Source organism: Rhizobium sp. P1_E6 (assembly GCF_056405875.1).
The window spans coordinates 18,084-44,307 of record NZ_JBFUBG010000034.1 but is presented as its reverse complement, the minus strand read 5'-3'; the positions used below and the strand labels follow the sequence as shown (position 1 = coordinate 44,307).

At 61.2% G+C, this 26,224-nt stretch carries 22 protein-coding genes; 11 read left to right on the top strand and 11 right to left on the bottom strand.

Annotated elements, in window-relative coordinates; all coding sequences use genetic code 11:
- Nucleotides 1-77: 77 nt before the first annotated feature.
- On the bottom strand, nt 78-2,726 hold the full coding sequence (gene pepN / locus AC1D35_RS18005) for an aminopeptidase N (protein WP_113311495.1): 2,649 nt from the start codon (nt 2,724-2,726) through the stop codon (nt 78-80).
- A 186-nt stretch (nt 2,727-2,912) separates the two neighbouring features.
- The gene (locus AC1D35_RS18000; RefSeq protein ID WP_113311494.1) at nt 2,913-4,019 is read right to left on the bottom strand and encodes a methyl-accepting chemotaxis protein; all 1,107 of its coding nucleotides are present in this window, start codon (nt 4,017-4,019) and stop codon (nt 2,913-2,915) included.
- A 347-nt stretch (nt 4,020-4,366) separates the two neighbouring features.
- Here AC1D35_RS18000 and AC1D35_RS17995 point away from each other — a divergent pair, with 347 nt between their 5' ends.
- Together AC1D35_RS17995 and AC1D35_RS17990 are read left to right on the top strand one after the other, a co-directional pair.
- Nucleotides 4,367-5,305 (top strand): DMT family transporter, encoded by a 939-nt coding sequence (locus AC1D35_RS17995; protein WP_477939301.1) that lies wholly within the window; start codon nt 4,367-4,369, stop codon nt 5,303-5,305.
- A 246-nt stretch (nt 5,306-5,551) separates the two neighbouring features.
- Nucleotides 5,552-6,466 (top strand): hypothetical protein, encoded by a 915-nt coding sequence (locus tag AC1D35_RS17990; RefSeq protein WP_113311492.1) that lies wholly within the window; start codon nt 5,552-5,554, stop codon nt 6,464-6,466.
- Nucleotides 6,467-6,585: 119 nt separating this feature from the next.
- On the opposite strand, the gene AC1D35_RS17985 is transcribed toward AC1D35_RS17990, so the two are convergent.
- From AC1D35_RS17985 to AC1D35_RS17965, 5 genes are all read right to left on the bottom strand, one after another.
- Nucleotides 6,586-6,732, bottom strand: coding sequence for a hypothetical protein (locus AC1D35_RS17985; protein ID WP_477832878.1), 147 nt, complete (start codon nt 6,730-6,732; stop codon nt 6,586-6,588).
- Nucleotides 6,733-6,798: 66 nt separating this feature from the next.
- Nucleotides 6,799-6,990: a hypothetical protein gene (locus tag AC1D35_RS17980; RefSeq protein ID WP_113300917.1), complete on the bottom strand. Its 192-nt coding sequence runs from the start codon at nt 6,988-6,990 to the stop codon at nt 6,799-6,801.
- A gap of 134 nt (nt 6,991-7,124) precedes the next feature.
- On the bottom strand, nt 7,125-8,027 hold the full coding sequence (locus tag AC1D35_RS17975) for a uracil-DNA glycosylase (RefSeq protein WP_113311491.1): 903 nt from the start codon (nt 8,025-8,027) through the stop codon (nt 7,125-7,127).
- A gap of 68 nt (nt 8,028-8,095) precedes the next feature.
- Nucleotides 8,096-9,391: an Hsp70 family protein gene (locus AC1D35_RS17970; RefSeq protein ID WP_477939299.1), complete on the bottom strand. Its 1,296-nt coding sequence runs from the start codon at nt 9,389-9,391 to the stop codon at nt 8,096-8,098.
- A 146-nt stretch (nt 9,392-9,537) separates the two neighbouring features.
- Entirely contained in the window at nt 9,538-10,428 is an 891-nt protein-coding gene (locus AC1D35_RS17965) for a LysR family transcriptional regulator (RefSeq protein WP_113311489.1), read from the bottom strand.
- Nucleotides 10,429-10,532: 104 nt separating this feature from the next.
- On the opposite strand from AC1D35_RS17965, the gene blaOXA reads away from it, so the two are divergent.
- Nucleotides 10,533-11,357: a class D beta-lactamase gene (gene blaOXA / locus AC1D35_RS17960; RefSeq protein WP_113311488.1), complete on the top strand. Its 825-nt coding sequence runs from the start codon at nt 10,533-10,535 to the stop codon at nt 11,355-11,357.
- 37 nt (nt 11,358-11,394) lie between these two features.
- On the opposite strand, the gene AC1D35_RS17955 is transcribed toward blaOXA, so the two are convergent.
- Both AC1D35_RS17955 and AC1D35_RS17950 read right to left on the bottom strand, forming a co-directional pair.
- Nucleotides 11,395-14,511, bottom strand: coding sequence for an efflux RND transporter permease subunit (locus AC1D35_RS17955; protein WP_113300922.1), 3,117 nt, complete (start codon nt 14,509-14,511; stop codon nt 11,395-11,397).
- Nucleotides 14,508-15,824, bottom strand: coding sequence for an efflux RND transporter periplasmic adaptor subunit (locus tag AC1D35_RS17950; protein WP_113311508.1), 1,317 nt, complete (start codon nt 15,822-15,824; stop codon nt 14,508-14,510). The genes AC1D35_RS17955 and AC1D35_RS17950 overlap by 4 nt, the downstream gene beginning before the upstream one ends.
- Nucleotides 15,825-16,119: 295 nt before the next feature.
- Between AC1D35_RS17950 and AC1D35_RS17945 the strand changes: the two genes are divergently transcribed.
- Complete coding sequence (locus AC1D35_RS17945) at nt 16,120-17,001, top strand: phosphotransferase family protein (RefSeq protein WP_477939296.1); 882 nt, start codon at nt 16,120-16,122, stop codon at nt 16,999-17,001.
- 9 nt (nt 17,002-17,010) lie between these two features.
- Here AC1D35_RS17945 and AC1D35_RS17940 read toward each other — a convergent pair whose 3' ends face one another.
- On the bottom strand, nt 17,011-17,799 hold the full coding sequence (locus AC1D35_RS17940; RefSeq protein ID WP_113311486.1) for an SDR family oxidoreductase: 789 nt from the start codon (nt 17,797-17,799) through the stop codon (nt 17,011-17,013).
- A 254-nt stretch (nt 17,800-18,053) separates the two neighbouring features.
- On the opposite strand from AC1D35_RS17940, the gene AC1D35_RS17935 reads away from it, so the two are divergent.
- Both AC1D35_RS17935 and AC1D35_RS17930 read left to right on the top strand, forming a co-directional pair.
- A complete protein-coding gene (locus AC1D35_RS17935; protein WP_113311485.1) occupies nt 18,054-19,718 on the top strand; it encodes an electron transfer flavoprotein-ubiquinone oxidoreductase in 1,665 nt (554 codons plus the stop codon).
- A 230-nt stretch (nt 19,719-19,948) separates the two neighbouring features.
- The gene (locus AC1D35_RS17930) at nt 19,949-20,569 is read left to right on the top strand and encodes a L,D-transpeptidase (RefSeq protein WP_113311484.1); all 621 of its coding nucleotides are present in this window, start codon (nt 19,949-19,951) and stop codon (nt 20,567-20,569) included.
- A gap of 76 nt (nt 20,570-20,645) precedes the next feature.
- Here AC1D35_RS17930 and AC1D35_RS17925 read toward each other — a convergent pair whose 3' ends face one another.
- A complete protein-coding gene (locus AC1D35_RS17925) occupies nt 20,646-21,551 on the bottom strand; it encodes a DMT family transporter (RefSeq protein ID WP_113300927.1) in 906 nt (301 codons plus the stop codon).
- 97 nt (nt 21,552-21,648) lie between these two features.
- Between AC1D35_RS17925 and AC1D35_RS17920 the strand changes: the two genes are divergently transcribed.
- The 5 genes from AC1D35_RS17920 (at nt 21,649) to AC1D35_RS17900 (ending at nt 26,040) form a co-directional block, all read left to right on the top strand.
- Nucleotides 21,649-22,170 (top strand): Lrp/AsnC family transcriptional regulator, encoded by a 522-nt coding sequence (locus tag AC1D35_RS17920; RefSeq protein WP_477851855.1) that lies wholly within the window; start codon nt 21,649-21,651, stop codon nt 22,168-22,170.
- Nucleotides 22,171-22,293: 123 nt separating this feature from the next.
- Nucleotides 22,294-23,226, top strand: coding sequence for an ABC transporter substrate-binding protein (locus tag AC1D35_RS17915; RefSeq protein WP_113311507.1), 933 nt, complete (start codon nt 22,294-22,296; stop codon nt 23,224-23,226).
- A 6-nt stretch (nt 23,227-23,232) separates the two neighbouring features.
- On the top strand, nt 23,233-24,246 hold the full coding sequence (locus AC1D35_RS17910) for an iron ABC transporter permease (protein ID WP_113311483.1): 1,014 nt from the start codon (nt 23,233-23,235) through the stop codon (nt 24,244-24,246).
- On the top strand, nt 24,243-25,250 hold the full coding sequence (locus AC1D35_RS17905) for an iron ABC transporter permease (RefSeq protein ID WP_113311482.1): 1,008 nt from the start codon (nt 24,243-24,245) through the stop codon (nt 25,248-25,250). The genes AC1D35_RS17910 and AC1D35_RS17905 overlap by 4 nt, the downstream gene beginning before the upstream one ends.
- Complete coding sequence (locus AC1D35_RS17900; protein WP_113311481.1) at nt 25,243-26,040, top strand: ABC transporter ATP-binding protein; 798 nt, start codon at nt 25,243-25,245, stop codon at nt 26,038-26,040. Before AC1D35_RS17905 ends, AC1D35_RS17900 begins: the two co-directional genes overlap by 8 nt.
- Nucleotides 26,041-26,224 lie beyond the last annotated feature (184 nt).

Here is a 26,224-nt window from a genome sequence, read left to right as displayed (position 1 = left end):
TCAGAGGGATTCGCTGATGGCGAGCCTAGCTGCTCCACGGGTGGAAGACAGCTAGGCGGCAAATCATTTGCGAGAAATCACCCCTTGAGAGTGCGCTCGACGATATCGCGAACATCGGTCGAAAGGCTGGCCGCCCGCTCGATCTCGATCAGTGCCGAGCGTGCGTGATCGGCACGCGCCGATTCCAGCGAGCGCCAGGAGCGCATCGAGGTCAGCAGGCGAGCGGCGAGCTGCGGGTTGCGCTGGTCGATATGGAGGATCTCGCTGGCGAGGAAACGGTAGCCTTCACCGTCGGCGCGGCCGAAGCCGGTCGGATTGCCGAAGGCGAACGTGCCGACGAGCGAGCGCATGCGGTTCGGGTTCGTGCGCTTGAAGAGCGGGTTTTCCATCAGCGCCTTGACGCGATCGACCGCGCCGTGGCCGGGAATGCCGGCCTGGATGGCGAACCACTTGTCGACGACGAGCGCATTTTCCTGGAAACGGCTGCGGAAGGTTTCGAGCGCGGCCTTCGCCTCTGCGCTGTCGGGGAAGCGATGGGCGAGGATCGTCAGCGCATGGCTGAGATCGGTCATGTTGTTGGCGCCGTCGAAGGCGGCCTTGGCGCGGTCAGGGCTGCCCTCGGCATAGGAGAGATAGGTGAGGGCGGTGTTGCGCAGCGCGCGGCGGCCGGCGCTCTTGGCATCCGGGCTGAATTCGCCCGGTGTGGTCATCGCGTCGTAGAGGGCCGCGAAGGTGGCTTTGCCGGCTTCGGCGATCTGTTTCATGATCGCCTGGCGGCCGGCATGAATGGCATCCGGATCGATATTGCTTCCGAGTTCGCGGGCAATGTCGGATTCGCTCGGCAAGGCCAGCGCCTGGGCGCGGAAGGCGGGCTCGAGGTTTTCATCGGCAGCGGCCGCAAGCAGCGTCTCGACGAAGGTCTGTTCGCAGACGATCGCGGCACCCTCGCGGGCATCGCGGGCGGCCTTGAGCAGGTTCGGCAGCGCGAGATCGGTCAGCGCCTGCCAGCGGGCGAAATGATCCGTCTCATAGCGCGCAAGCAGGGCCAGATCGGCCGGGCTCTGGTCGAAATGCAGGTTGATCGGTGCGGAGAAGCTGCGGTTGATCGAAACCACCGGACGTGAGGCAACGCCGTGGAAGACAGCCGTTTGCGTGCGCGCGGTCAGATGCAGCACCTCGCCAGCATATTCGGCGCCGTCGACCTTAACAGGCTCGATCTTGGAACCGTCCTCGGCAAACAGAGCGAGGCTCAGCGGAATGTGCATCGGCTCCTTGTTCGGCTGGCCGGGTGTCGCGGGAATCATCTGTTCCAGCGACAGGCTGAAGCTCTTGGCGCCGGCATCATAGGTGCCGGAGGCGGTGACGAGCGGTGTGCCGGCCTGATGGTACCAGAGCGAGAACTGCGAAAGGTCGCGGCCGCTCGCATCTTCGAAGCATTTCACGAAATCCTCGATCGTGACGGCCTGGCCGTCATGGCGATCGAAATAGAGGTCCATGCCCTTCTTGAAGGTTTCGCGGCCAAGCAGGGTCGCGATCATGCGCGTGACTTCGCTGCCCTTCTCATAGACCGTCGTCGTATAGAAGTTGTTGATCTCGCGATACTTGGTCGGGCGCACCGGATGGGCGAGCGGGCCGCCGTCTTCCGGGAACTGCTCGGACTTCAGGTGGCGCACCTCGGCGATGCGCTTGACCGGGCGCGAGCGCTGGTCGGACGAGAATTCGTGGTCGCGATAGACAGTCAGGCCTTCCTTGAGGCAGAGCTGGAACCAGTCGCGGCAGGTGATGCGGTTGCCGGTCCAGTTGTGAAAATATTCATGCGCGATGATCGCCTCGATATTGGCGTAGTCGGCATCCGTCGCGGTCTCGGGATCGGCGAGCACGTATTTGTCGTTGAAGATATTGAGGCCCTTGTTCTCCATGGCCCCCATGTTGAAGTCGGACACGGCGACGATCATGAAGATATCGAGATCGTATTCGCGGCCGAACACTTCCTCGTCCCACTTCATCGAGCGCTTCAGCGCGTCCATGGCATAGGCCGCGCGCGGCTCCTTGCCGTGCTCGACATAGATCTTCAGCACGACCTCGCGGCCGGACAGGGTGGTGAAACTGTCTTCCACGACACCGAGATCGCCGGCGACCAGTGCGAAGAGATAGCTCGGCTTCGGATGCGGGTCGAACCAGGCGGCGAAATGCTTGCCGGGGCCATAACCGGCGCCGCCGAGGAAGTTGCCGTTCGACAGGAGCAGCGGGTTGGCATCCTTGTCGGCGATGATGTTGACCGTGTAGGGCGCCAGCACGTCCGGCCGGTCGGGGAAATAGGTGATACGGCGGAAGCCTTCGGCCTCGCACTGCGTGCAATAGATGCCGCTGGTGCGGTAAAGGCCCATCAGCTGGGTGTTGGCTTCCGGATTGATGATCGTGGTGACGGTGACTTCGAAAGGCACCGTTTCCGGCAGGTCGCGGATGGTGAGGCTTTCGGGCGTTACCGTGTAGCGTTCCGGCGCCAGTTCGTTCTGGTCGAAGAGAAGGCTGTAAAGATTGAGTTCGTCGCCATCGAGGATCAGCGGGGCAGAAAGATCAGCGCCTTCGCGACGGTGGAAGATCAGCCGCGCTTCCACCTTCGTTTCGGTCGGATCCAGTTCGAAAGTCAGGTCGACGCGTTCCAGCACGAAATCGGTTGGGCGGTAGTCTGCCAGATTGATGACCTGACCGGTATCTGTTCGCATGTTCCGTGAAGACCTTTATTAGACAATGGCCGAATATAGAGGCGGGCGCACTCTGCTGAAATTTGGCCGCCATAATTACATTAAAGTCTGAACTAAAGTTAAAGCAAATTGGCCGTGAGCGCGAAGTTCACAGCCAAATTATCATGGTCAAATTGTCGTGTATGTGCAGCCGAAAGGGGAAGACTGCTATTTGAGATTGAGGGCAGTCTTGATTGCAGCATCACTTTCCGTCTGCTGTACCACGACGCCACACCAGCCGAGCCCGTCATAATCCTCGTAGCCGAGCGTGCGCGCAAAGGCGACGATCGAGCCGTTATTGTCGTAATAGCTGCCCTTCGGCTGGCCGGTCTGGTTGGCGAGCGCAAAATGGGTGAAGAGCATGGCCGGATTGGTGCTGGCAATCACACGACTTGCGCCGTCGAGCAGCATGACGGTGGTCTTTTCCGCAAGCTGCGGCGGCAGGTTCGCTTCCTTCTCGACGATCGCCTGGCCCTGGTTCTGCCAGTCGAAATAGACGCCCAGCGTGCCGAGCAGCTTGCCGTCGACCTTGCCGCCTTCGCGGATGCCGGTGGCATAGACGAGGGCATGCCGCTGGTCGTGGAGAAGGCTCGGCTTTACCTCGTCGACGATATAGTCGTCGCCGGAGGCGCAGCTTGCTGCAGCCCGGAACCAGGGATCGCCCGCAAGCGAAGAGCCTGATATCTTGCGCTGGAAGGTCGGATTGGCCGACGCGATCACCCGGCCGGAGAGATCGGTCATCACGAGATCGAGATAGACGGTATAAAAGCGGTTGATGACGCCGAGCCGTTCAGCCGCGAAGGCGACACGATCCTTGTCCGGATCCTGCAGCGCCTGCCAGAGCGCCGCATCCGTTGCCCACCAGCGCACGTCGGCTGTGCGCTCGAAGAGGTTGCGCACGATGAGCTGAACCAGCGTCTGCGCGAGATCGGTCAGCCGCACGCCTTCCATCTCGGTGACGAGCGAATCCGCCATCGCACGGCTGAGGCCGATGCGCCCGAGCACATTGCTCTCGAACTTGCTGGTGATCTCGGTGGCGATCTGCGCCAGCCGCTGCACTTCGTTGGCGACGACGGCAAAGCCCTTGCCGGTTTCGCCGGCGCGGGCCGCCTCGATCAGAGCGTTGATGGCAAGCAGCTTGATCTGTTTGACGATGCTGGTGTTGTCGGTGCTGAAACGCTCCAAATCCGTGCTGATGCCATCGGTCACGACACGCATCGAGCGGGGCGTTGCGTTCTGTGACTGGGATATGATCTCTGCGCTGAGCGGCTTCATCAAAAAGATCCTGAAAATAATCTACGCGACTGGCTGCGGAACGAATGCGATTCTTTTGTATGGCTAATTCGCTGAGAACGATGCGGTGGCATGGTTTGCAACCGGTTAACGCAATAGGTGCGGATACGAACATTTTCGGGGGAATGAGCGTAAAACGTGAAGTTTTTTCACCAGAAAACGGAGTTGCACAGAAAAGCGGCAGATAAAAACGGGTAGATACTTGCTACCTGGGTGGGGCAGATTTTTCCCCACTGGCGCATTTCTTCGGTTACGATGAAAAAATCGTCCGCTGCGTTCGAGTCGAACGCGTCTCCCCCGCTCGGCATACCCGCATAAGAGCCTGGATCATGGAATCGGTTCTCAGAAACCCGATGAGAGGCATTGCGCTGAAAGTCTCGTCGGTCGTGGTCTTCCTGGCCATGCAGACATTCATCAAGCTGGCAGGGTCGGGTATCCCGCCGGGGCAGGTAACTTTCTGCCGCTCCTTCTTCGCGCTGTTTCCAATCATGGCCTATCTCGGCTACCGGCATCAGCTGCGCTCAGCCTTCTACACCGCCAATCCGATCGGCCATCTGAAGCGCGGCACCCTCGGCATCATCTCGATGGGGCTCGGCTTCTACGGGCTTCTGCATCTGCCGCTGCCGGAGGCGATCGCGCTCGGTTATGCGACGCCGCTCGTCGCCGTCATCTTCGCGGCCGTCTTCCTGGGGGAGACGGTGCGCGTCTATCGCTGGAGTGCCGTCTGCTTCGGCATCATCGGTGTCGCCATCATCTCCTGGCCGAAGCTGACCTTGTTCCGGGAAGGCGGCATGGAGGCCGAACAGGCAACCGGCGCGCTCTGCGTACTTTTGTCGRCCGTGCTCGGTGGCATGGCGATGATCCAGGTGCGCCGCCTCGTCGAGGAAGAGAAGACGGCGACGATCGTGCTCTATTTCTCGATTATCGCTTCGGTTTTCTCGCTGGCGACCGTGCCCTTCGGCTGGCTGCTGCTGGACTGGTCATCGGCCCTCTTCCTGATTGCCGCCGGTTTCTGCGGCGGTGTCGCGCAGATCCTCCTGACCGAGAGCTACCGCCACGCGGACGTGTCCACCATCGCTCCCTTCGAATACAGCTCGATCCTGCTCGGCGGCATCGTCGCCTACTATGTCTTCGACGACGTTCCGAGCAACACGATGCTTTTCGGCACCGTCATCGTCATCGCCGCCGGCATCTTCATCATCTACCGCGAGCATCAGCTTGGCCTCGAACGCCGCGAGGCGCGAAAAGCCGGCGCGCCGCAATCCTGAGCGGCTGAATCTATATCAAAAGTCGAATTTCCTATCGCATAGATTGAAAAATGATGCCATCCGCCCCTCTAAAGAGAGTGGGATGGTGAAATATTGGGATATCGCATTCCGCAAAAATGTGGTTATGAAAGTGAATTATTTTCATTTATTCAAAGCTGTGCATAATCGATAGGCCATTGATGCCGGGGGAGTTTCGGTATCGCTGCTCCGAACGCTGGCTTGCGAGCGAGGGTTGAGGAAAAGCATATGGCGTTCACGGCAGAACAACTGGCGCAGAACCCTTCTTTTTTAGTGAGTATTCGCTTCCTGGCCGGGCAAATGCGCGGCATGTTTGATGCGGGGCCGCGGCTGGCGCGCCTGCTGGCCTCGCATCAACGCTGGCTGCTGACGCAGACGGCCTATGCGCTGCATCTGGAATACGATCCGCAGGACGTGACCTCGGGTTTCACCGCCGTTCGGCTGACCGGCAAGATCACCGCCCACAAGATCGCCAGCCGCAATACGGTGCTCGCCTTCATCGAAGAGCTTTTCACCTATCGCTTCATCACCCATACGCCCGGCGACGAGCGCCGCCGCCCTCGCCATTTCGAGCCGGCCGAAGTCAGCCATCAGGCAATGTTCGGCTGGTTGCACACCAACCTCGGCGCGCTTGATCTCATCGATGGTGGAAACCGGGCGGCGCTCCTGCTGGAAAATCCTCTGCTATTCCGCCAGATCCAGCCGCGTGTCGCCTATAACTGCCTCGAGGATGCCAACTGGCGTGAGCCGCCTGAACAGGTGGCGCTGTTTCTCTGGACGGAAGCGGGCGGTATGGTCATCGATCATTTCATGTCCCGGCTCGATCTCGAAGGAACCGATCCGACACGGCTGGCGATCGGCAAGATGGAAACCCGCGCGCTGGCCGGTGATTTCATGATGTCGCGCACGCATCTCCAGCGGCTGCTCGCCAAAGGCGCGCAACGCGGCTGTGTCGGCTGGTACGACGAGCCGAAGAAGTCGCAGCTGTGGTTGTCGCGCGATTTCCTTAGAGAATATGTCGGCTGGCAGGCGATCAAGTTCGCCTATGTCGATGAAGCCTTCGAATCGGCAAAGGCGCAGCTCGAAAGCGCGAACGGTGACAGCATCAGCCCAAAAATCGGAATCGATTTTCGGAAAGCCTGATGCGCAGATTAAAGAGAGTGAGAGCGTCCATTGTGCATTCGAATGGACGCGCGGCGCTCTGAATCAAATCCAGCAAAAGTGCGCAGCGGTTTTGCGTCCACAACTGCGTGAAAATACCCTCAGAGCGCGATGGCGGAAGCCGGGCTCTTGACCTCGGACGGGGTGTCGCAAAGCTCGCTCCGATATTCGCGCGCGGCGCAGACGGCAGCACGGATATGCTCGAAAGATTCGATGTTGCGCAGCAGTGAAATCAGGATTGTGGACATCGGTCGATACGTCTGAAAACGGAGAAGGGCAGGCGAACCGCCTGCCGGATCGTCATTCCGGAATTCTCAATATTCCTGGAAATCCGCGAAGATCATCGCCGGACGCGACGTGCGGCCGCTGATGCCGGTGCCGCGGGCGATCATCTGTTCGTTGGTGGCAAAGCCGAAACGGCTGTAGCCCTGGGTAGTGCGAACTTGATCGCTTGCTTGGCGCAGGGTTTCAAACCCGCAATGTATAGGACGAAAACGCTTGCTCATGGCCTTGGTTCCTGTTCGTTCCTCCCAAGACACGCCTTCTATATTGCAGTGCAGCATCGATTCTTCAATGCACCCTTGCAGGATGCAGCCATGCGCATATTGCATGGACAAATTCATAATATTTTCAAACTTGGCTAATTTGTAAGCAAAGACAGTTCTCTAAGTCTAGCCTGGAAGGCCAGCAGATCGCTCCAGGCGAGCCGCTTATTGACCGGTGCAGTTAACAGGTCCTGCGGATGCAGACTGGCTATGGCCGGGATGACCTGATCTGCGACAGCGATCTCCTTCCACCGGCCGCGAAGCCCGTGAATCGTGTCATTCTCGCCAAAGAAGAACCGTGCCGTGTAATTGCCGAGCAGCAAAATGGCACGCGGCTCGGCGAGCGCGATCTGCCGCTCGATGAAGGGACGGCAGATCTCCGTTTCGGCCGCCGAAGGCATGCGGTTGCCGGGCGGACGCCAGGGAATGATCTGCGTCAGGAGAATGGCTGAGCGCTCCAGGCCGATCGAGGCCAGCATCCGGTCCAGCAGCTGGCCCTGACGGCCGGCAAAGGCCGCGCCCTCGCGCTCGTCATCAGCGCCCGGCGCCGGGCCGATCACCATGATGCCGCTTGCCGGATCGCCGCTCGCAAAGATGGTCGAGCGGACGCTGTGCTTGAGATTGCAGCCGTTGAAGGCTTCGAGCGCCGTCTTCAATTCCGCAAGCGAGCGGGCGCTCTCGGCTGCGAATCGCGCCTGTTGCACCGCTTCGCCGTCCGGGATTGCCGGTTGCGGCCGCGAGGCAGGCGGTGGCGCCGCTGCACGCTGTTGCGGTGCGGGCGAGGCTGGACGGACGACAGCTTGCATCTCCGGTTGCGCCGGCCGTTCCGGTTGCTGTTGGGCAATCGGTGTCGCCGGACGGCGCGCGGCCTTCATCGCCTCGAATTCGGCGAAACGGTCGACCGGCTCTTCTTCCAGCAACCAGTCCACACCCGCTTCCGCATGAAAATGCAGAAGCGCGGCAAGTTCGGCCGGACTCAGGTCGTTGGCGGAGATCATGGACAGACTTTAGCGGAGCGAAAACGGCAATGAAAGGGCGGGCGGACCTGCCGCCGCCCTTTCGGCCGTCATTGCACAGTCCATTGGTCGATGTCGTCGCGTTCGCCGATCAGCGCCAGACCGTGCGCGATCGAGAGCAGCTCGCCGCCGCTTTCGATCTTGTCGCGGTCAAATCGCTCGGTGAAGATGCGCCGCACGGCCGGCACGAAGGATGTGCCGCCGGTCAGGAACACCTTGTCGATGCCGGATGTATTCGTGTTGGTCTTCTCCAGCACCTCGTCGAGCGCCCCTTCGATGCGGGCAAGGTCGTCGACGATCCAGCTTTCGAAATCGCTGCGTTTGATCGTGCGATGGCCGCCGCGGCCGAGCGGCGCGAAATCGAAAGCCGCCTCTTCGGCGGAGGAAAGCGCCATCTTTGTCGCCGAGACCGCCTGATAGAGTGGATAACCTTCGTCATGGTCGATGAGATCCACGAAGGTTTCCAGCTTCTCCGGCTCCAGCGCCGTACGCACCAGTCTCTTCAGATCCTCGAATTCCCGCGATGTCTTGAAGATCGACAGCTGGTTCCAGCGGCTGAAGCTCGCATAATAATTTGAGGGCACCTCAAGGATCTTGTCGAAGCTCTTGAAATGGCTGCCCTTGCCGATTTGCGGCGCCACGATGTTGTCGATCATGCGCGCATCGAAATGATCGCCGGCTACACCAACACCCGAATGGCCGATCGGCGTTGCCGTCAGCTTTCCGGCCTTGGTCTCGAAGCGGATCAGCGAATAGTCCGTCGTGCCGCCGCCAAAGTCGGCGACGAGTACGGTCGCATCGGACTTCAGGTTTTGCGCGAAGTAGAAAGCGGCGGCAACCGGCTCATAGACATAATGAATTTCCGGAAAGCCGAAGCGCGTCAATGCCTCGTTGTAGCGCTTTACCGCAAGCGCCGGGTCCGGACTGGCGCCGGCGAAATGCACCGGCCGACCGGCGATGATGYGGCTGATATTATCGGGCCAGTTTTCGCCTGCGTAATGGCGCAGGCGCCGGATGAAGATTTCCATCAGGTCTTCGAAGCTCTGCCGCTTGCCGAAGATGATCGTGCCCTGGAAGAGCGCGCTTGCCGCAAAGGTCTTGATGGACTGCAGGAAACGGCAGTCGCCGGGATTGTCGATGAACTGCTGGATAGCCGCATGCCCGGCCTCCACCTTCAGCGCCGAAGCACCGAGCTGGGCATCCTTCATGAAGGAGAGCGCGGTGCGCATGCTATCGGCCGTGCCGGCGCTGCTGGTCAGCGATATGGAATGGGTGTCAGCGCCGCCATCTGCCAGCGCCAGAACAGTATTGGTCGTGCCGAAGTCAAGCCCGAGCGCCTGTGCCATGGCCGTGCTCCCTTATCAGATCTATCGAAAATGACTGAACCGGGGCAGGTGCCCCGAAATACGAAAGGGCGCCTTATGGTGCGCCCCTGACATGTTGTGAGAGGCGCGTGATCGCACAGGAGAGGGTGGAAAGCAACCCGCTCCAATCAGTTTCCGAGCTGCACCCGCGTCTCCCCGGCCATCTTGCCGATCCACTTGCGGAACATCTCCATGGCAGGGGTGACGGAACGGGATTGCAGCCGAGTCAGCCAGTAGCTGCCCTTCGAAATCCAGATCGGGAAGGGCTGTTCCAGTTCGCCCGCTGCAAGCTGACGGGAGAACATCAGGGGCGGCGCCAGCGCTACGCCCGCGCCCTGCAATGCCGCCTCGATCATCAGCACGGAAGAATCGAAGACCATGCCGCGGATCGGCGGGGAGGTGACATCGGCCTTCTCGAACCAGCCCGGCCATTCGTCGGCACGGTAGGAGCGCAGCAGCGTCTGATGGGCGACATCTTCGGGGGCGGAGAGCTGGCGGGCAATTGTGGGGATGCAAAGCATGGAAAGCGGTGCTTCGAACAGCGCTTCGGCTTCTATGTCATGCCAGGCGCCATTGCCGAACTTGATCGCATAGTCGAGCCCTTCGGCGGCAATGTCGACGCGGTTGTTGTTGGTCGAAAGCCTGAGATCGATGAAGGGATATTGCTCGCGAAAGTCGGCAAGCCGCGGCAACAGCCAGCCGACCGCAAGCGTGCCGACGGCGCCGAGCTTGAGGACTTCACGCACATGGCCGCCCTCGAACCGCTCCAGCATGTCGGCCATGCGATCGAAGGAATCCTGCAGGGCCGGCAGCAGCGCAAGCCCTTCCTCGGTGATCATCAGCCCGCGCGGCAGGCGGCGGAACAGGCTGACGCCAAGGCGCTGTTCCAGAAGCTTGACCTGATGGCTGACGGCGGCCTGCGTGACGCAGAGCTCGATGGCCGCCCGGGTGAAGGAAAGATGCCGCGCCGCCGCCTCGAAGGCGCGCAGCGAATTCAGCGGCAAATATGGTCGAACCATGGCAATGGCCTAATCTGATTTATGCCTGACCGGAAATATCATCGTTTGATCGGGCCTTCCAGGCTGGCCTAGAAAGCTGAGGTCCAACCATTTGGAGAACGAAAGTGGCTTTCGAAAGACTTTTCCTTCTGGCATTTTCCATAAGTATTACAGCAATTTCAATGAACGCGACGCCGGCCTATGCCGCCGATCCGATCCGCTGCACCCTCATCATCGACGAGAAGACCGGTGACACGGTCTATCGTCAGGGCAATTGCGATCAGGGCTTTTATCCGCAGTCGACGTTCAAATTGCCTTTGGCCATGATGGGCTACGATTCCGGCATTCTCGTCGACGAACACACTCCACTCTGGATATATGATCCGAAGCTCAAGCGTTCCAAGCGCGAACAGAAGGATACCGATCCGACCATCTGGGAGCGGGATTCCATCGTCTGGTTCTCGCAGGCGCTCACCCGCAAGCTCGGCAAGCGCGCCTTTGCCGATTACGTCGAGCGCTTCGGCTACGGCAATCAGGATGTTTCGGGCGGGCCTGGCAACACGGATGGACTGACCGAAGCCTGGTTGATGTCGTCGTTGAAGATCTCGGCCGAGGACCAGGTACAGTTCCTGCGCCGTTTCCGCACCGGCAGCCTGCCGATCTCGGAGCGCGCGCGGCAGATGACCGAGGCGATCGTTCCGCATTTTGAGGCCGCCGCCGGCTGGAATATCCAGGGCAAGACCGGTGCCGGCTGGCTGCGCAACGCGGCCGGCAAGACCCATTACGAACGGCCGCTCGGCTGGTTCGTCGGCTGGGCGACGAAGGGCGACAGGCGGCTTATCTTCGCGAGACTTCACATCGCCAATCACCGCTATAGCGACAATCCGATCAGTTTCGAGACGCGGGATTCGCTGATCGCGGATTTCCCGAAGCTGGTCGACGGCCGCTGACATGAAAAGGGCGCCGGAAGGCGCCCTTTCTGTCTCTCTATTCCGCGGCCATCGCTCGCGCTTCCTGTACCACGTGCTCTTCCTTCTTCCCGCGGCTGAGCATGCGGTGGAGGAAATTCCCGAAGCGGTCCATCTCGACGAAGATGACAGGGGTAATGAAGAGCGTCAGCATTTGCGAAACGATGAGGCCGCCGACGACGGCGATGCCGAGCGGCTGGCGCAGTTCCGAGCTGGCGCCTGTGCCGAGCGCGATCGGCAGGGCGCCGAGCAGGGCGCAGAAGGTCGTCATCATGATCGGGCGGAAGCGTCGCACGCAGGCTTCGTGGATCGCCGCCGTCGCCTTCTCGCCCGTCGTGCGCATGGTCTCCACCGCAACGTCGATCATCATGATCGCGTTCTTCTTGACGATGCCGATCAGCATCAGGAGGCCGATAAGGGCGATGATCGACAGGTCGAAGCCCATGATCTTCAGCGCCAGCAGCGCACCGAAGGCCGCAGCCGGCAGGCCGGACAGGATGGTGAGCGGGTGAATGAAGCTTTCATAGAGCACCCCGAGCACGACATAGATGGTCAGAACAGCCGCCAGGATCAGATAGGGCGTATTGCCCTGCGACTGCTGGAAGATCTCGGCCGTACCGCCATAGGAGGTGAAGACATCGGCCGGCATGCTGATTTCCGTCTTGATCTGGTCGATCCTGGCCGTCGCGTCGCTGAGCGATACGCCTTCCGGCAGGTTGAAGGAAACGGTGGTGGAGACGAGCTGGCCCGTCTGGTTGATGGTGACGGGTCCGACCGTGCGCTCGACATGCGCGAAGTTCGAAAGCGGCACCAGGCTGCCATTGGACGAAGCGACGCGGATTTCCGAGAGTTTCTGGTCATCCCAGGGCTTGCTCGTGTCATATTCGACAATGACGTCGTAGCTGTCGCCGGTCGACTGGATTTCCGCAGCCGCAAAACCGCTGAAGGATTCCTGCAGCGTCGTGCGCAGCGTGTCGTTGTCGATCCCGTAGGCGGCTGCCCGCTCGGTATCGATGACGATATTGGCCTGCAGGGCGTTGTTCTGCGCATCCGAGGTCACGTCCGTGAACAGGCGGTCGCCTCGCATCGCCTGCTGGATCTTGCCGGCCCACAGGTTGGTCTGGTCGGCATTCAGCGCCTGTATGACCAGCTGATATTGGCTGGCGGTCTGGCGGCCGCCAAAGCGCAGGCTCTGGTTCGGCGTCACGAAGGCCTGCAGGCCGGGGATCTTGTTGATCGCCGTACGCAGTTCGCGCAACGTCTGGTCAAGCGGTGCACGCTGATCCTTGTCCTTCAGTTCGACGAACATCGAGCCGTTGTTCTGCGGCTTGTTGGGATTGCCGCCGATCGTCGACATCACGTGGTTGACCGCCGGGTTCGCCTTGACGACGGCCGCGGCCTGCTGCTGCAGGGCCTCCATCGCCGAATAGGAAATATCCTGCCGTGCCTGGGTGCTGATCGTCAGCCGGCCGATATCTTCCTGCGGGAAGAAGCTCGTCGGCAGCGTCATGAAGAAATAGATCGTCAGCGCCACCGAGCCGAGGAAGACCCCGAGGATGATGGGACGATGGCGAAGGCACCAGCCGACGGCATTGTCGTAACCGCGCAACGTCCGTTCGAAACCGGCATCGAAGATGCGGATGAGAAGCGGCGGGCGGCTGTGGTTGTTGGAAAGGCGCGAACCCAGCATCGGCGTCACCGTCAGCGAGACGATCGCCGAGGAGATGATGGCAATCGCCACCACCATGCCGAATTCGTTGAACACGCGGCCAACGACACCACCCATCAAGAGGATCGGGATGAAGACCGCGATCAGCGACACCGACATCGAGATGATGGTGTAGCTCACTTCGCCCGCACCCTTGATCGCCGCCTCGCGCACCGGCATGCCTTCCTCGACATGGCGCAGGATGTTTTCCAGCATGACGATCGCGTCATCCACCACGAGGCCCACCGCGAGCGTCAAACCCAGCAGCGAGATGTTGTCGATACTGTAGCCCAGCACATACATCATGCCGAAGGTCGAGATCAGCGACAGCGGAACGGCAAGGCCCGGAATGATCGTTGCGGTCGCATGGCCGGTGAAGAGGTAGATGACGAGAACGACGAGGCCGATCGTCAGAAGCAGCGTGAACTTCACGTCGGCGATGGCATCGCGGATCGGCTTTGCGGCATCGTTCATGACGACGGTGTTGACCGAAGAGGGTATTTCCGCGTGAAGCAGCGGCAGCTTGGCATTGATCGCATCCACGACATCGACCGTATTGGCATCCGGCTGGCGCTGGATGGCAAGGATGATGCCGCGCTGGCCGTCATACCAGCTGCCTGTATACTGGTTCTCGACGCTGTCCTGCACGTCGGCAATATCGCCGAGATGGATCGGCGCACCGTTCGGATTGGCAATGACCAGCGAACGGAACTGCTCGGCGCTGGTGCGCTGCGTATTCGCCGTGATGGTCATGGCCTGCGAATTGTTCTGCAGCGTGCCGACCGGCTGTTGGCTGTTGGCGGCGGCAAGCGCCTTGTTGACGGTATCGATGCCGATGCCGCGGGTCAGCAGCTTGTTGGGATCGACCTCGACGCGCACGGCATAGGTCTGCGCGCCGAAGACGCTGACCTGGGCAACGCCTGGAAGCGTCGAGAGCGACGGCGAGATGATGTCTTCGGCGATCTCGTCGAGCTTGCTGCGCGGCACGGTGTTGCTCTGCACCGAAAGCAGCATGACCGGCGCGTCGGCCGGGTTCGTCTTGCGGTAGCTCGGCGGCGTCGTCATGTTGTCGGGCAGCTGCCGCGTCGCATGCGAAATGGCTGCCTGCACATCGGCGGCGGCCGCATCGATATCGCGGTTGAGGTCGAACTGCAGCACGATGCTGGTGCTGCCGAGCGAACTCGACGCGCTGATTTCGCTGATGCCGGGGATCGTCTCGAACTGCTTGATCAACGGTGTCGAGACCGAGGTCGCCATTGTCTGCGGTGAGGCACCGCTCAGCTGTGCCGAGACGTTGATGGTCGGGAAGTCCACCTGCGGCAGGGCCGCGACCGGCACGAGCCGGTAGCCCGCAAGGCCCGCCAGGATGACGCCGATCGCAAGCAGCGTCGTTGCGACCGGGCGCTGAATACAGAAATTCGGGATCATTGCGCAGCCCCCACCGCGATCGTTTCGGCCTGCTGCTGTCGTTGCTGAGGCACGTCAGCGGACGCGACATCGAGCGTCTTGGCGTCGAATTGCTCGTTGACCGCCTGCTGGTCGCTGAGCTGGCCCTGGCCTTCGACGACCACGTGGTCGCCCTCCGAAAGGCCTGACGCGATAGCGGTGAAGCCGCCGTTGGCGCGGGCGACGGTAACAGGCGTCAAATGCGATTTTCCGTCCTTGGCCACGAAGGCAAAGAAGCCGTCGGGGCCGGGGCTGACGGCAACCGTCGGCACGACCACCTGCTGCTCGTCATTGTTGAAATGCACGACGATATTGACCGACTGGCCCGGCCACAGGGCGCCGGAGGCGTTTTCGAACTTCGCCTTGGCAAGGATCGTGCCCGATGCCGTGTCGACCGCGTTGTCGTAGAAGCTGACCTCGCCCTTGCGCACTTGTCCCTTGGTGGAATCGGGCGCCGTGCTGACCTCGACCGGACCGGAGGCCAGCGCCTTCTTCAGTACGCGCAGGTAGCGCTCCTGCAGGTGGAACTTCACATAGATCGGATCGTATTTGGCGATGGTGACAATCGCCGCACCGGCATTGACGAAGGCACCCTTGCTGAGGGCTATATCGCCGAGCCTGCCATCGAAGGGCGCACGAATATCGGTATGCTCGAGGATGACCTGGTCCGAAGCGAGCATGGCCTTGTCGGCTTCCACGGTTGCGGCGGCGGTATCGCGGGCAGCCTTGGCCTGATCGAGGCTCTGTTGGGTGCCGGCTTTCTGGTTGAAGAGGTCCTGCGCGCGGGTCAGCGCCGTCTCGGATTCTGCAAGCGTCGCCGTATCGCGCACGATCATCGCATTGTCCTTGTCGACGGCAGCCTTGGCCGTCCGGTCGTCCAGCTTGGCGATCAGGTCGCCCTCCTTCACCGTGGCGCCGTCTTCGGCCTCGATGCTGACGACCAGGCCCTGTTCCTGTGCGGCAATCGTCGTATTGTCCTCGGCATCGGCCCAGCCAGTCGCCGTTACATCCATGGGCAGAACGGCCTTTACGGCCGCCACGGTGTTGACCATGGTGGGGCCACCGGCACCGCGCCTGCGTCCGCCACTCTGTTGTTGACCACCTTGCTGCCCGCCGCCGCTCTGGGCCTGATCGGCCTGCGCTCGCTGATGGCCGCTGTTCTGGCCGCCCTCAGGCTTGTTGATGAGCTGTGACAGATAGGGGATATCAGAAGCATAGGGAATCTTGTCCCCGAACTGCCAGAAGCCAACCGCGGCCACGGCTACAATGCTGATGGTGATCCAAAATTTCTTCATGAGCGAGACCGGTCTTGTTTGGGCAGATTGCATGATTTTCCAGCCCGATTGAGCCGCCTATATTGCGGCGCAAAAAAGACATAATCACCCCGGCGATGATCACTAACCGGTTATAATGGCTTAAATTTTCGTAATGAACATTCTGTAATATTCAAACTATACTAATATATATTCGGGTAGGCAGCGTCGTCCACCTTGGTGACCTGCCAGCGCAGGCTGTATTGGCGAAACACTATTTCGTCCGCATTGCAGGTCTTGCGCGCGATGGAACTGGAAAACGCAGAGGCAGACGGTCATGGCCGAGTTGAATGCCGGTGAATTTCGCTCACTCATCACCAACATCTTTCCGGAACTTACGGCCTCCGTTTTCAGGCTCGCGACGAAGGGCTGGGATTCGATGGCCATCGATGTGGATGACAAGCTGATCTTCAAGTTTCCGCGCAATCCGGAGGCGGAGAGGGCGCTGGTGAAGGAGGCCGCCCTTCTCGGCATCATCAGGCCGTCGCTATCGATGGCAGTTCCCGACATGCGGGTCCATGACGGCCCTCCGGTCTTCTCCAGCCATGCCAAGATCCGGGGCGAACATCTCATCACCGACGATTATGAGGTGCTTCCGGAAGCGGTTCGCCAACGTCTCGGCGACGATCTTGCCCGTTTCTACGCAGAATTGCACGATCTCGACGACGATCGCATGCGTGCAGTCGGCGCCGCACCGATCCTGCCCTGGCAATCGCCCGAGACCGTCAGGGACAAGGCCTTGCCGCTGCTGTCCTCTCAGCTGGCAAGCTATGCGGAAAATGTCATCCGGGATTTCCAGGCCCTGTCGCCCGACCCCTGCGGCATCACTTACGGCKTCTTCGACGGCCACGGCTGGAACATGGCCTTCGATCATGCTGCGGACAGGCTGAACGGCCTCTATGACTTCGCTGATTCCGGCTTCGGCCCGCTGCACCAGGAATTCATCTATTCGAACTTCATCTCACCCGATCTGACGGCGCGTATCGTCTCGGGCTATGAGACGTTGACAGGTCGCCAGCTCGACCGCCGGCGCATCGCCATCCTGACCGGTTTCCATCGCTTGTCCGAACTCGCCGAACTTGCTGATGATCCCGCCTATATCGGCGCAAAGATCGATAGCGTCACGGCATGGGCCGCTGCTTCGGCCCATGCCGGATGATGCAATCAGTCAGACGGAACGCGCCGCGCCGCCGTCGCAGCGGATCAGCGAGCCGGTGATGTAGCTCGCCGGCTGGCTGCAGAGGAAGGCGGCCGTCGCGGCGAATTCCTCGACCTTGCCATAGCGGCCGACCGGAATGCGTGCTTCCTTTTCCACGCGGATGTCTGCGACGCTCTTGCCGGTCCGTTTGGCGGCGGCACCATCGAGATCGTCGAGCCGTGCGGTCAGGATGCTGCCGGGCAGCAGCAGGTTGGTGGTGACGCCGTGGCCGGCCACTTCCGATGCCAGCGTCTTGCTCCAGCCGGCAAGGGCCGGGCGCAGCGTGTTCGACAGCGCCAGATTGGCAATCGGCTCGATAACCCCTGACGAGGCCACCGTCAGGATGCGGCCCCAGCCCTGCACCTTCATGCCGGGCAGCAGTGCGTTGGTCAGCGTGATGACGCGCGCCACCATGGAGAAGAAATAGGTTTCGAGCTTCTCCGGCGTCATGTCCTCGGTGGTGCCGGGCGTCGGTCCGCCGGTATTGTTGACGAGGATATCGAGCCCGCCGAATTTCTCCTGCACGGCGGCCGTGACGCTTCCAACGAAATTGTCCTCGGAAAGGTCGGCCCAGATCCAGTCGGCCTTGCCCTTGCCTTGCGCATTGATCGCCTTGCAATTGGCGTCGAGCTGCTCGCCGCTGCGCCCGCAGAGAAGAACATTCGCTCCCTCCTGCGCCAGCGCCTTCGCAATGCCGAGCCCGAGACCGCGCGAGGAGGCCAGTACGAGTGCGCGTTTGCCCTTGATGCCGAGATCCATGATTTCCTCCATTTCCTGTGCCCTTTCTATAGGGCGCAAGTCCCGTGAAAGAAAAGGCCGAAGACAGCTTCCGAACCACTTCAATAATTGACGTTAACGTAAGCGTTATATAATCTTTTGTGCTAGGGAACATCATTGTGCGAATTGGGGGATTGGCTGTCGCTTCCCGGCTCGACAATGTTTTCCGGTTTTGACAAGAGAGTACCCCATAATGGGGATGAACGGCCTTGAAACGGCCGAGCGGAGACGGATGGATGACCGACATGACTGAGCTGCCCGAACGCGAAAGCATGGAATTCGACGTGGTGATCGTCGGCGCCGGTCCGGCCGGTCTTTCGGCGGCGATCCGGCTGAAGCAGGTCAATCCGGAACTGTCCGTCGTCGTCCTGGAAAAGGGGGCCGAAGTCGGCGCCCATATCCTCTCCGGGGCAGTCGTCGATCCCATCGGCATCGATCGCCTGCTGCCCGGCTGGCGCAGCGAAAGCGACCATCCCTTCAAGACCGAGGTCAAGGACGATCACTTCCTGCTGCTCGGCCCTGCCGGTTCCATCCGCCTGCCGAACATCATGATGCCGCCGCTGATGAGCAACCACGGCAATTACATCGTATCGCTCGGGCTTGTCTGTCGCTGGCTGGCGACGAAGGCTGAAGAACTCGGCGTCGAGATCTATCCGGGCTTTGCCGCAGCGGAAGTCCTCTACAATGACGAAGGTACCGTCATCGGTGTCGCGACCGGCGACATGGGCATCGAGAAGAATGGCGAGCCCGGCCCGAGCTACGCGCGGGGCATGGCGCTCATGGGCAAATATGTGCTTGTTGGAGAGGGCGTGCGCGGGTCGCTTGCCAAGCAGCTGATCGCCAAGTTCGACCTCTCAAGCGACCGCGAACCGCAGAAATTCGGCATCGGCCTCAAGGAGCTCTGGGAGGTCAAGCCCGAGAACCATCGCCGCGGCCTCGTGCAGCATTCCTTCGGCTGGCCGCTCGGCATGAAGACCGGCGGCGGCTCGTTCCTCTATCACCTGGAAGACAATCTCGTCGCCGTCGGCTTCGTCATCCACCTGAACTACAAGAACCCCTATCTCTACCCCTTCGAGGAGTTTCAGCGCTTCAAGACCCATCCGGCCATCCGCGGCACTTTCGAAGGCGGCAAGCGCCTCTCCTATGGTGCGCGCGCCATCACCGAAGGCGGTTATCAGTCGGTGCCGAAGCTCTCCTTCCCGGGCGGCGCGCTGATCGGCTGTTCGGCGGGTTTCGTCAACGTGCCGCGCATCAAGGGCAGCCACAATGCCGTGCTCTCGGGCATGATGGCGGCCGACCGCATCGCCGACGCCATTGCATCAGGCCGCGCCAATGACGAAGTGGTCGAGATCGAAACCGACTGGCGGGCGAGCGATATCGGCAAGGACCTGAAGCGGGTGCGCAACGTCAAGCCGCTCTGGTCGAAGTTCGGCACGGCCTTGGGCGTGGCGCTCGGCGGTCTCGACATGTGGACCAACCAGCTCCTCGGCTTCTCCTTCTTCGGCACGCTTGGTCACGGCAAGACCGATGCTGCTTCCCTGGAGCCGGCCTCGCGGCACAAGAAGATCGACTATCCGAAGCCGGATGGCGTGCTCACCTTCGACCGTCTCTCCTCCGTCTTCCTGTCGAACACCAATCATGAGGAGGACCAGCCGGTCCATCTGCAGGTCAAGGACATGGCGCTGCAGAAGTCATCGGAACTCGGCATCTATGCCGGCCCGTCGACACGCTACTGTCCGGCCGGGGTCTACGAATGGGTGGAAAAGGACGGCGAAGAGACCTTCGTCATCAACGCCCAGAACTGCGTCCACTGCAAGACCTGCGACATCAAGGATCCGAACCAGAATATCAACTGGGTGCCGCCGCAGGGTGGCGAGGGACCGGTCTATCCGAATATGTAACACGGGATGATCGTTCGGTGCCGCGAACTCGGCTCCAAACCGGTCGCTGGGAAAACTTGCTGCAGATCAATGTGGCGCGCTGCTTGGAAGTATTGAACCTATAGCCGAGTAACGCGTCGCCTATACCTGATAACGCATTCGTTATCTCTATTTGCTGCGTCCGTTTATCATTTCATTAACCATAATCTCCTTAGCTTGCGACATCTTCTTGACGCGCTAAGGACACATTCATGACGATCTCGCGCAGGGGCTTTCTGATCGCTCTGCCCCTTTTTGTTGCCGGCTGCTCTTCGACCACTCTGAACAGCCAGACGAACTATGCAGCCCTTCCGGATGAGAAATTTCCGCTGCGGCAGGTGCCGATCGACAAGATCAAGCCGGAGCTGCGCCGCACCGAAGTGGCCTATGAGGGCAGCTATGCGCCGGGTACTATTATCGTCGATACGCCGGCGCGCCGAGCCTATTACATCCTCGGTGACGGCAGGGCGATGCGGTATGGCGTCGGCGTCGGCCGCGAAGGGCTTGCCTTTGCCGGCAATGCCTATGTCGGCCGCAAGGCGGAATGGCCGAGCTGGACGCCGACCGAAAACATGCAGCGCCGCGAGGAGCGCTATCGCAAGCTCGCCGGCGGCATGCCGGGCGGTCCGAACAATCCGCTCGGCGCGCGTGCCATGTATCTCTATCGCGGCGGCGGCGATACGCATTTCCGCATCCACGGTACCAACCAGCCGCAATCGATCGGCCTTGCCATGTCGAGCGGCTGCATCCGCATGATGAACCACGATGTGATCGATCTCTACAGCCGCGTCGAAGTCGGCGCCAGGGTCGTGGTCATCCAGGCGACAGCCTGACCCCAAGCCGGAACTATCGCCACATAAAAGCCGCCGCAGCTGATCGCCGTCGGCGGCTTTTATTGTTGGAGAATGCTCAGCGGCGCTTGGCGGCAATGCCGGTCGAAAGCGCCACGCCGATGCCGGTGATGACGGCGGCGCTGATTTCGGCAAGTCCCATCTGCTCGCCGAGCAGCAGGCCACCGCCGAGTGTAGCAAGCACCGGGGTCAGTGCCGTGAAGGCGGCAGCCTGTGTCCCGCCGAGGGTACGAACGGCCGTGCCATAGGCGACCATGGCGACGAGGCCCGAGAGAATGCCCTGGCTCAGCACCTGCAACCCGATCTCCGGCAAAGGAACCTGCGGCAGTGAAACGCCGAAGACCAGCGCAAGGGCGGCCATGATCAGGAAGGACCAGATGGCGATCAATGCGCTCGCCTGGATGGCGGTCAGGCCCGAGCGGCGGAAGGCATGCGTATAGCTTGCCCAGAGAACGGCGCCTGATGGCAGCAGCACGAAGCTGGTCCAGGGCAGGGAAGCATCGGCAAGGCTGCGCGCAAGCAGGATCATCACACCTGCGACGATCGCCAGCAACCCGGCAATCCGCGTGGCATCCGGCCGTTCGCGAAACAGCAGAATGCCGATCAAGGCGGTGGCAAGCGGCATGGAACCGCCAAGCAGAATGCCCGACGAGGCCGCCGGTGTGGAGTGAATGGCAAGCGTGGTCACCAGGAAGAAGATCGCACCGCAGCCGGCAACCATGATCGCCAGCAGATGCAGCGGAAGACCCTTCGGTAAGAGCCCGGTCCGCAGCCAAACGGGCGAAAGCACGAGCGCCGGAATGCCGAAGCGGATAAGACCGATGTCGATCGACCCAAGCGGCGTTGCCGCACTATGGCGCGTCGCCAGAAACCATGTCGACCAAATCAGCACGGTGATCGTGCCGGCAGCATAACCCAGGGATTGCGAAGGCGATTTGTCGTTTGAAAATGCGATCGTGCTCATCGTCCTGATCCTTTCCTCCGTCCGGATCCTGTCCGGTTGAAGAGAAGATTAGCGCCAGACGCAGAGGCATGTCCTTGCTATCTATGGCTCAAAAATCATGCTATGCGCAATGATCTGCCAATTTGTGCCTTCAGAGTTCGCGAAAATGCCAAATCTCGATAAATTCGATATTGCCATCCTGAAATGCCTGCAGGAAGATGCGCGCGCCACCAATGTCGAGATCGCCGAGAAGGTGAACCTCTCGCCATCCCCTTGCCTGCGCCGTATCCGCAATCTCGAGAAAATCGGCGTCATCCGCCGCTACACGGCCGATATCGATCGCAAGGAGGTCGGCCTCGGCCTCACCGTCTTCGTCGAATTCAAGGTCGCCCACCACAGCCGGGAGAATTCCGAGGCGCAGCAGGCAGCCCTGCTCGCTATTCCCGAGATCGTTTCCTGCTTCCTGATCTCGGGCACCGCCGATTTCCTGGCGGAGGTCGTGGTCGAAGACCTCTCGGCCTACGAACGGCTGCTGACGGAGACGTTGCTGACCCTGCCGAATGTCACCGATATCCGCTCGAATTTTGCCATCCGCAGTATCAAGACGCATGGACCACTGAAGCTGCCCGAGCGCAATTGACGCAGCAGCGGAATAAGGTGAGTGCGATTGTAAACTTTACTTGAAAAATCCGCTTCATTTCTGTAGCCGGTGTCTCACTCGGTGTGAGGGCCGGTCGATCATTTCAGTATGAAGGATTTTGTCGTGAGCGTTTTTGATATTCCGCTGTCGCGCCGCCAGTTCGGCCTGTTGCTTTCGGCCTGTGCTACCGCTGCCGTACCGGGCCTTGCCCTTGCAGACGATAATAAGCGCACCATCAAACATGAGCTCGGCACGACCGAAATCTCCGGCAAGCCGTCGCGCGTCGTCGCTCTCGAATTCTCCTTCGTGCAGGCCCTGAATGCGGTCGATGTCCTGCCCGTCGGCATCACCGACGACAATCAGTCGAAGCGCATCGAGCAGCTTCTCGGCAAGAAGATCGACTACAGCTCGGTCGGGACCCGCCTGGAGCCCAATCTGGAACTCGTCGCAGCGCTGACGCCCGATCTCATCATCGCCGATGAACTCCGCCATTCGGCGATCTATGAACAATTGAGTGCCATTGCGCCGACCATCGTGCTGAACAGTTGGGAAGGCAGCTACGAGGTGATCAAGGCTTCTGTCGTGACCATCGCCGATGCGCTCGGTGAAAAGGAAAAGGGCCAACAGGCGCTTGCCACGCATGAGGCTATCATCGCCGGATTGGTCGCAAAGATCCCGGCAGGCGAAAAGCGTCGCTTCCTCCTCGCCGTCGCCAATCCGGATTCCATGAGCCTGCATAGCTCCTCCTCCTTCACCGGTTCCGTCTTCAAGGCCATGGGCCTGACGCCGGCCATCGATTCCAGCGATGCCGTGGAAAGCGGGGCAGGGATCGAGCGCCTTGTCGCCATCAATCCGGACGTATTTCTGGTTGCGACCGATACCGGCGCCACCGTGTTCGACCAGTGGAAGAGCAACGCCGCCTTCAACAACATTGCGGCGGTGAAGGCCGGCATGATCTTTCAGGTCGACCGCAACCAGTTTTCCCGTTTTCGCGGTTTGACGACGGCGGAGATGATCGCTCGCGAGATACTCGCCAAGGTCTATCAGGCCGGATAAGCGCCAATGACGACAAGGAGCGGCGCAATCATGCGGCATGGAACCGGCAGCCCTGTGCTGCTGGCGCTTTGCCTTTTGCTTGCGCTTGCCATTATCATCCTGGGCAGTATTTCCTTCGGCGTCTCCGAGCTGCCGGTTATCAGGGCCCTGCACCTGCTCTTTGCACCCGATGGCTCGCCCGACAGCGCGCTGGTCTGGGACGTCCGCCTGCCGCGGGCGATGCTCGCCATGCTGGTCGGCGCCAATCTCGCTGTTGCCGGGGTACTGATCCAGACGCTCACCCGCAATTCGCTGGCCTCACCCCAGACTTTCGGCATCAATGCCGGGGCTTCACTGGTCATCGTCATCAGCCTTATTGCAGTGCCGGGCCTAAGCGCCGGCGGTACGGTCTGGCCGGCCTTCATCGGCGCGGCCGCCGTCGGTTTTGCCATGTGGGCGCTTTCGGTGTCCGGCGGCATGAACGAAATGAAGCTGGCACTCGCAGGCATCTCCATCCAGCTCGTGCTTGCAGCTCTTATGCAGGCGATTCTCATCGCCAACAATGCCGGGCAGGATATCGTTTACTGGCTCGCCGGCTCCATCAACGGCGCGCAGTGGAGCAAGGTCTGGATCATCCTGCCCTTCACGCTCTTGGGTGGTGGTATCGCCCTGATTGGCGGCCGTCATTTCGGCGTTCTGGCGCTCGACGACGCCACAGGCGTCTCGCTCGGCCAGAATGCCAGGCGCGTCGGCGGTCTTGCGGCGGTGCTGATCGTCATTCTCGCCGGTTCCGCCGTCGCCGTCAGTGGCCCGATCGGTTTCATCGGTCTGCTGGTGCCACATATCGTGCGCCGTCTGGCGGGCGGCGATCAGCTGACGGTCATTGCGCTCAGCGCCATCACCGGTCCCCTGCTGCTGAATGCCGCCGATCTGCTGGGCCGCGTCGCCGCCTTTCCGGCGGAGACGCCTGTCGGCATCGTCACGGCGCTGATCGGCGCACCGGCCTTTCTCGTCATCCTCTGGCATCAGAGGGCGAAATGACGAGTGCCGCCTTGCCATCGAAGAGCCTGCGCGCAGCAAGCGTCTGCCTTGCCATCGCGGTCCTCATTCTCGTCGTTGCCGTTATCGGCATGACGATCGGCGCCGTCACGCTGTCGGTCGGTCAGGTGCTGGATGGTATCGCCGGCGGCAAGAGCGGATTCATCGTCATGCAGTACCGCGCCCCGCGCGTCATCGTTTCCATCCTCGCCGGCGCCTCGCTCGGCGTTGCCGGCGTCTTCCTTCAAGGCGCGCTGCGCAATCCGCTGGCCTCACCCGATGTCGTCGGCATCACCAAATGGGCAGGCTTCGGTGCCTTCCTTGCCGGCCTCTTTGCGCCGCCGGCCTGGGCCGTCTGGGCAATTCCGGCCGGCGTCGTCGCCGGTGCCGTTGCCGGTGCGCTGGTGCTGCTCGCCATCGGACGCGCATTCGGCGGCGGTATTGCGGCATTGGCGCTCGTCGGCGTGGCGCTCGGCATGCTGGCCCAGGCGCTGATGCAATATGTCATGGTGCTCTTCCCGACCCGCGCCGACCAGTCGATGGTCTGGCTCGCCGGCAGTGTCTACGGCTCGACGATGACCGATGTGATTGCGCTCTCGCTCTGGCTTGTCGCCTGCCTGCCCTTGGTGCTGATCGCTACTATCAGGCTCGATGCCGGCGGTTTCGGCGACGATACGCTGACGAGCCTCGGCATTTCGCCCGGCCTGTTGCGCGGCGGCCTTATTGTCGTCTCGGTGCTGCTCTGCGCCGGCAGCGTCGCCGCTGTCGGCTCAATGGGCTTCCTCGGCCTGTTGTCACCGCATGCCGCGCGCCTGCTCGTCGGCCCGCGCGCCCGTCATATGGTTCCGGCAAGCGCCCTGATCGGCGCTTTGACGCTATCGACTGCCGATCTGATCGGCCGGCTCGTGGCCCTGCCGAACGAGATCCCTGCCGGCATTGTCGCTGCCGTCATCGGCGGTCCCTATCTCATTTTCCTGCTGATCAAGGAGGCCGGCCGTCATGACTGATGCCGTCCATTCACGCCTCTCCGCCGAGGATCTGACGCTCGGTTACGCCGCGATCAAAGTCCTCGACCATGTCGATGTCGTGATCCCCGACGGCAAGATCACGGCGCTTATCGGCGCCAACGGCTCCGGTAAATCGACGCTGCTACGCGCCCTTGGCCGCATCATCCAGCCGCTCGGCGGCACGGTGACGCTGGACGGCAAAGCGATTGCGGAAATGCCCGGCAGGGTGATTGCCCAGACGCTGGCGCTGCTGCCGCAAAGCCCGGTTTCGCCTGATGGCCTCACCGTGCGCCAGCTCTGCCGCTTCGGCCGCCACCCGCACAAGGGCATGCTGTCACGCACGACGCGCCATGACGAGCAGATCGTCGAAGCGTCGCTTGCCGCAACTGGCCTGACCGATCTCGCCGAGCGCCCGCTCGACCGCCTCTCCGGCGGCCAGCGGCAGCGCGCCTGGATCGCCATGGCGCTGGCGCAGGAAACGCCGATCCTGCTGCTGGACGAGCCGACGACCTATCTCGACATCGCCCATCAGCTGGAAGTTCTGGAACTGTTGAAGGAACTGAACGGGAAAAGTGGACGCACCGTCGTCATGGTCGTCCACGATCTCAACCACGCCGCCCAATATGCCGACCACATCATCGCGGTCGCTGATGGCGGCATTCACGCGTCAGGCAGTCCTGTCGATATTCTGAAGCCGGAGCTCATTCGCGCCGTCTTTGGGATCGACGCGGTCGTGATATCCCATCCCGTTGATGGCACACCGCTCTGCCTGCCCTTCGTCGAACGTTAGAGCCATCCCAGCAAAAACGTGCAACGGGTCTGCGTTGAACCGACGGGATGGAGCTGTTCTTGTACAGAACGAACCAGATCACTGGTAAGGTGCATAGGATGCAGGGCTTGCATAGGTTTTTTTATAGGTCGCGTGGGAATTGTCAGACGGTGATATGACAGGCATTGAATCTGACAATTCCTAT

What these genes read in the sequence shown, in the direction of transcription:
- pepN (WP_113311495.1), bottom strand. Translation starts at nt 2,726, where the DNA reads ATGCGAACAGATACCGGTCAGGTCATCAATCTGGCAGACTACCGCCCA.
- AC1D35_RS18000 (WP_113311494.1), bottom strand. Translation starts at nt 4,019, where the DNA reads ATGAAGCCGCTCAGCGCAGAGATCATATCCCAGTCACAGAACGCAACG.
- AC1D35_RS17990 (WP_113311492.1), top strand. Translation starts at nt 5,552, where the DNA reads ATGGCGTTCACGGCAGAACAACTGGCGCAGAACCCTTCTTTTTTAGTG.
- AC1D35_RS17985 (WP_477832878.1), bottom strand. Translation starts at nt 6,732, where the DNA reads ATGTCCACAATCCTGATTTCACTGCTGCGCAACATCGAATCTTTCGAG.
- AC1D35_RS17980 (WP_113300917.1), bottom strand. Translation starts at nt 6,990, where the DNA reads ATGAGCAAGCGTTTTCGTCCTATACATTGCGGGTTTGAAACCCTGCGC.
- AC1D35_RS17975 (WP_113311491.1), bottom strand. Translation starts at nt 8,027, where the DNA reads ATGATCTCCGCCAACGACCTGAGTCCGGCCGAACTTGCCGCGCTTCTG.
- AC1D35_RS17965 (WP_113311489.1), bottom strand. Translation starts at nt 10,428, where the DNA reads ATGGTTCGACCATATTTGCCGCTGAATTCGCTGCGCGCCTTCGAGGCG.
- AC1D35_RS17955 (WP_113300922.1), bottom strand. Translation starts at nt 14,511, where the DNA reads ATGATCCCGAATTTCTGTATTCAGCGCCCGGTCGCAACGACGCTGCTT.
- AC1D35_RS17950 (WP_113311508.1), bottom strand. Translation starts at nt 15,824, where the DNA reads ATGAAGAAATTTTGGATCACCATCAGCATTGTAGCCGTGGCCGCGGTT.
- AC1D35_RS17940 (WP_113311486.1), bottom strand. Translation starts at nt 17,799, where the DNA reads ATGGATCTCGGCATCAAGGGCAAACGCGCACTCGTACTGGCCTCCTCG.
- AC1D35_RS17935 (WP_113311485.1), top strand. Translation starts at nt 18,054, where the DNA reads ATGACCGACATGACTGAGCTGCCCGAACGCGAAAGCATGGAATTCGAC.
- AC1D35_RS17930 (WP_113311484.1), top strand. Translation starts at nt 19,949, where the DNA reads ATGACGATCTCGCGCAGGGGCTTTCTGATCGCTCTGCCCCTTTTTGTT.
- AC1D35_RS17925 (WP_113300927.1), bottom strand. Translation starts at nt 21,551, where the DNA reads ATGAGCACGATCGCATTTTCAAACGACAAATCGCCTTCGCAATCCCTG.
- AC1D35_RS17920 (WP_477851855.1), top strand. Translation starts at nt 21,649, where the DNA reads ATGCTATGCGCAATGATCTGCCAATTTGTGCCTTCAGAGTTCGCGAAA.
- AC1D35_RS17910 (WP_113311483.1), top strand. Translation starts at nt 23,233, where the DNA reads ATGACGACAAGGAGCGGCGCAATCATGCGGCATGGAACCGGCAGCCCT.
- AC1D35_RS17905 (WP_113311482.1), top strand. Translation starts at nt 24,243, where the DNA reads ATGACGAGTGCCGCCTTGCCATCGAAGAGCCTGCGCGCAGCAAGCGTC.
- AC1D35_RS17900 (WP_113311481.1), top strand. Translation starts at nt 25,243, where the DNA reads ATGACTGATGCCGTCCATTCACGCCTCTCCGCCGAGGATCTGACGCTC.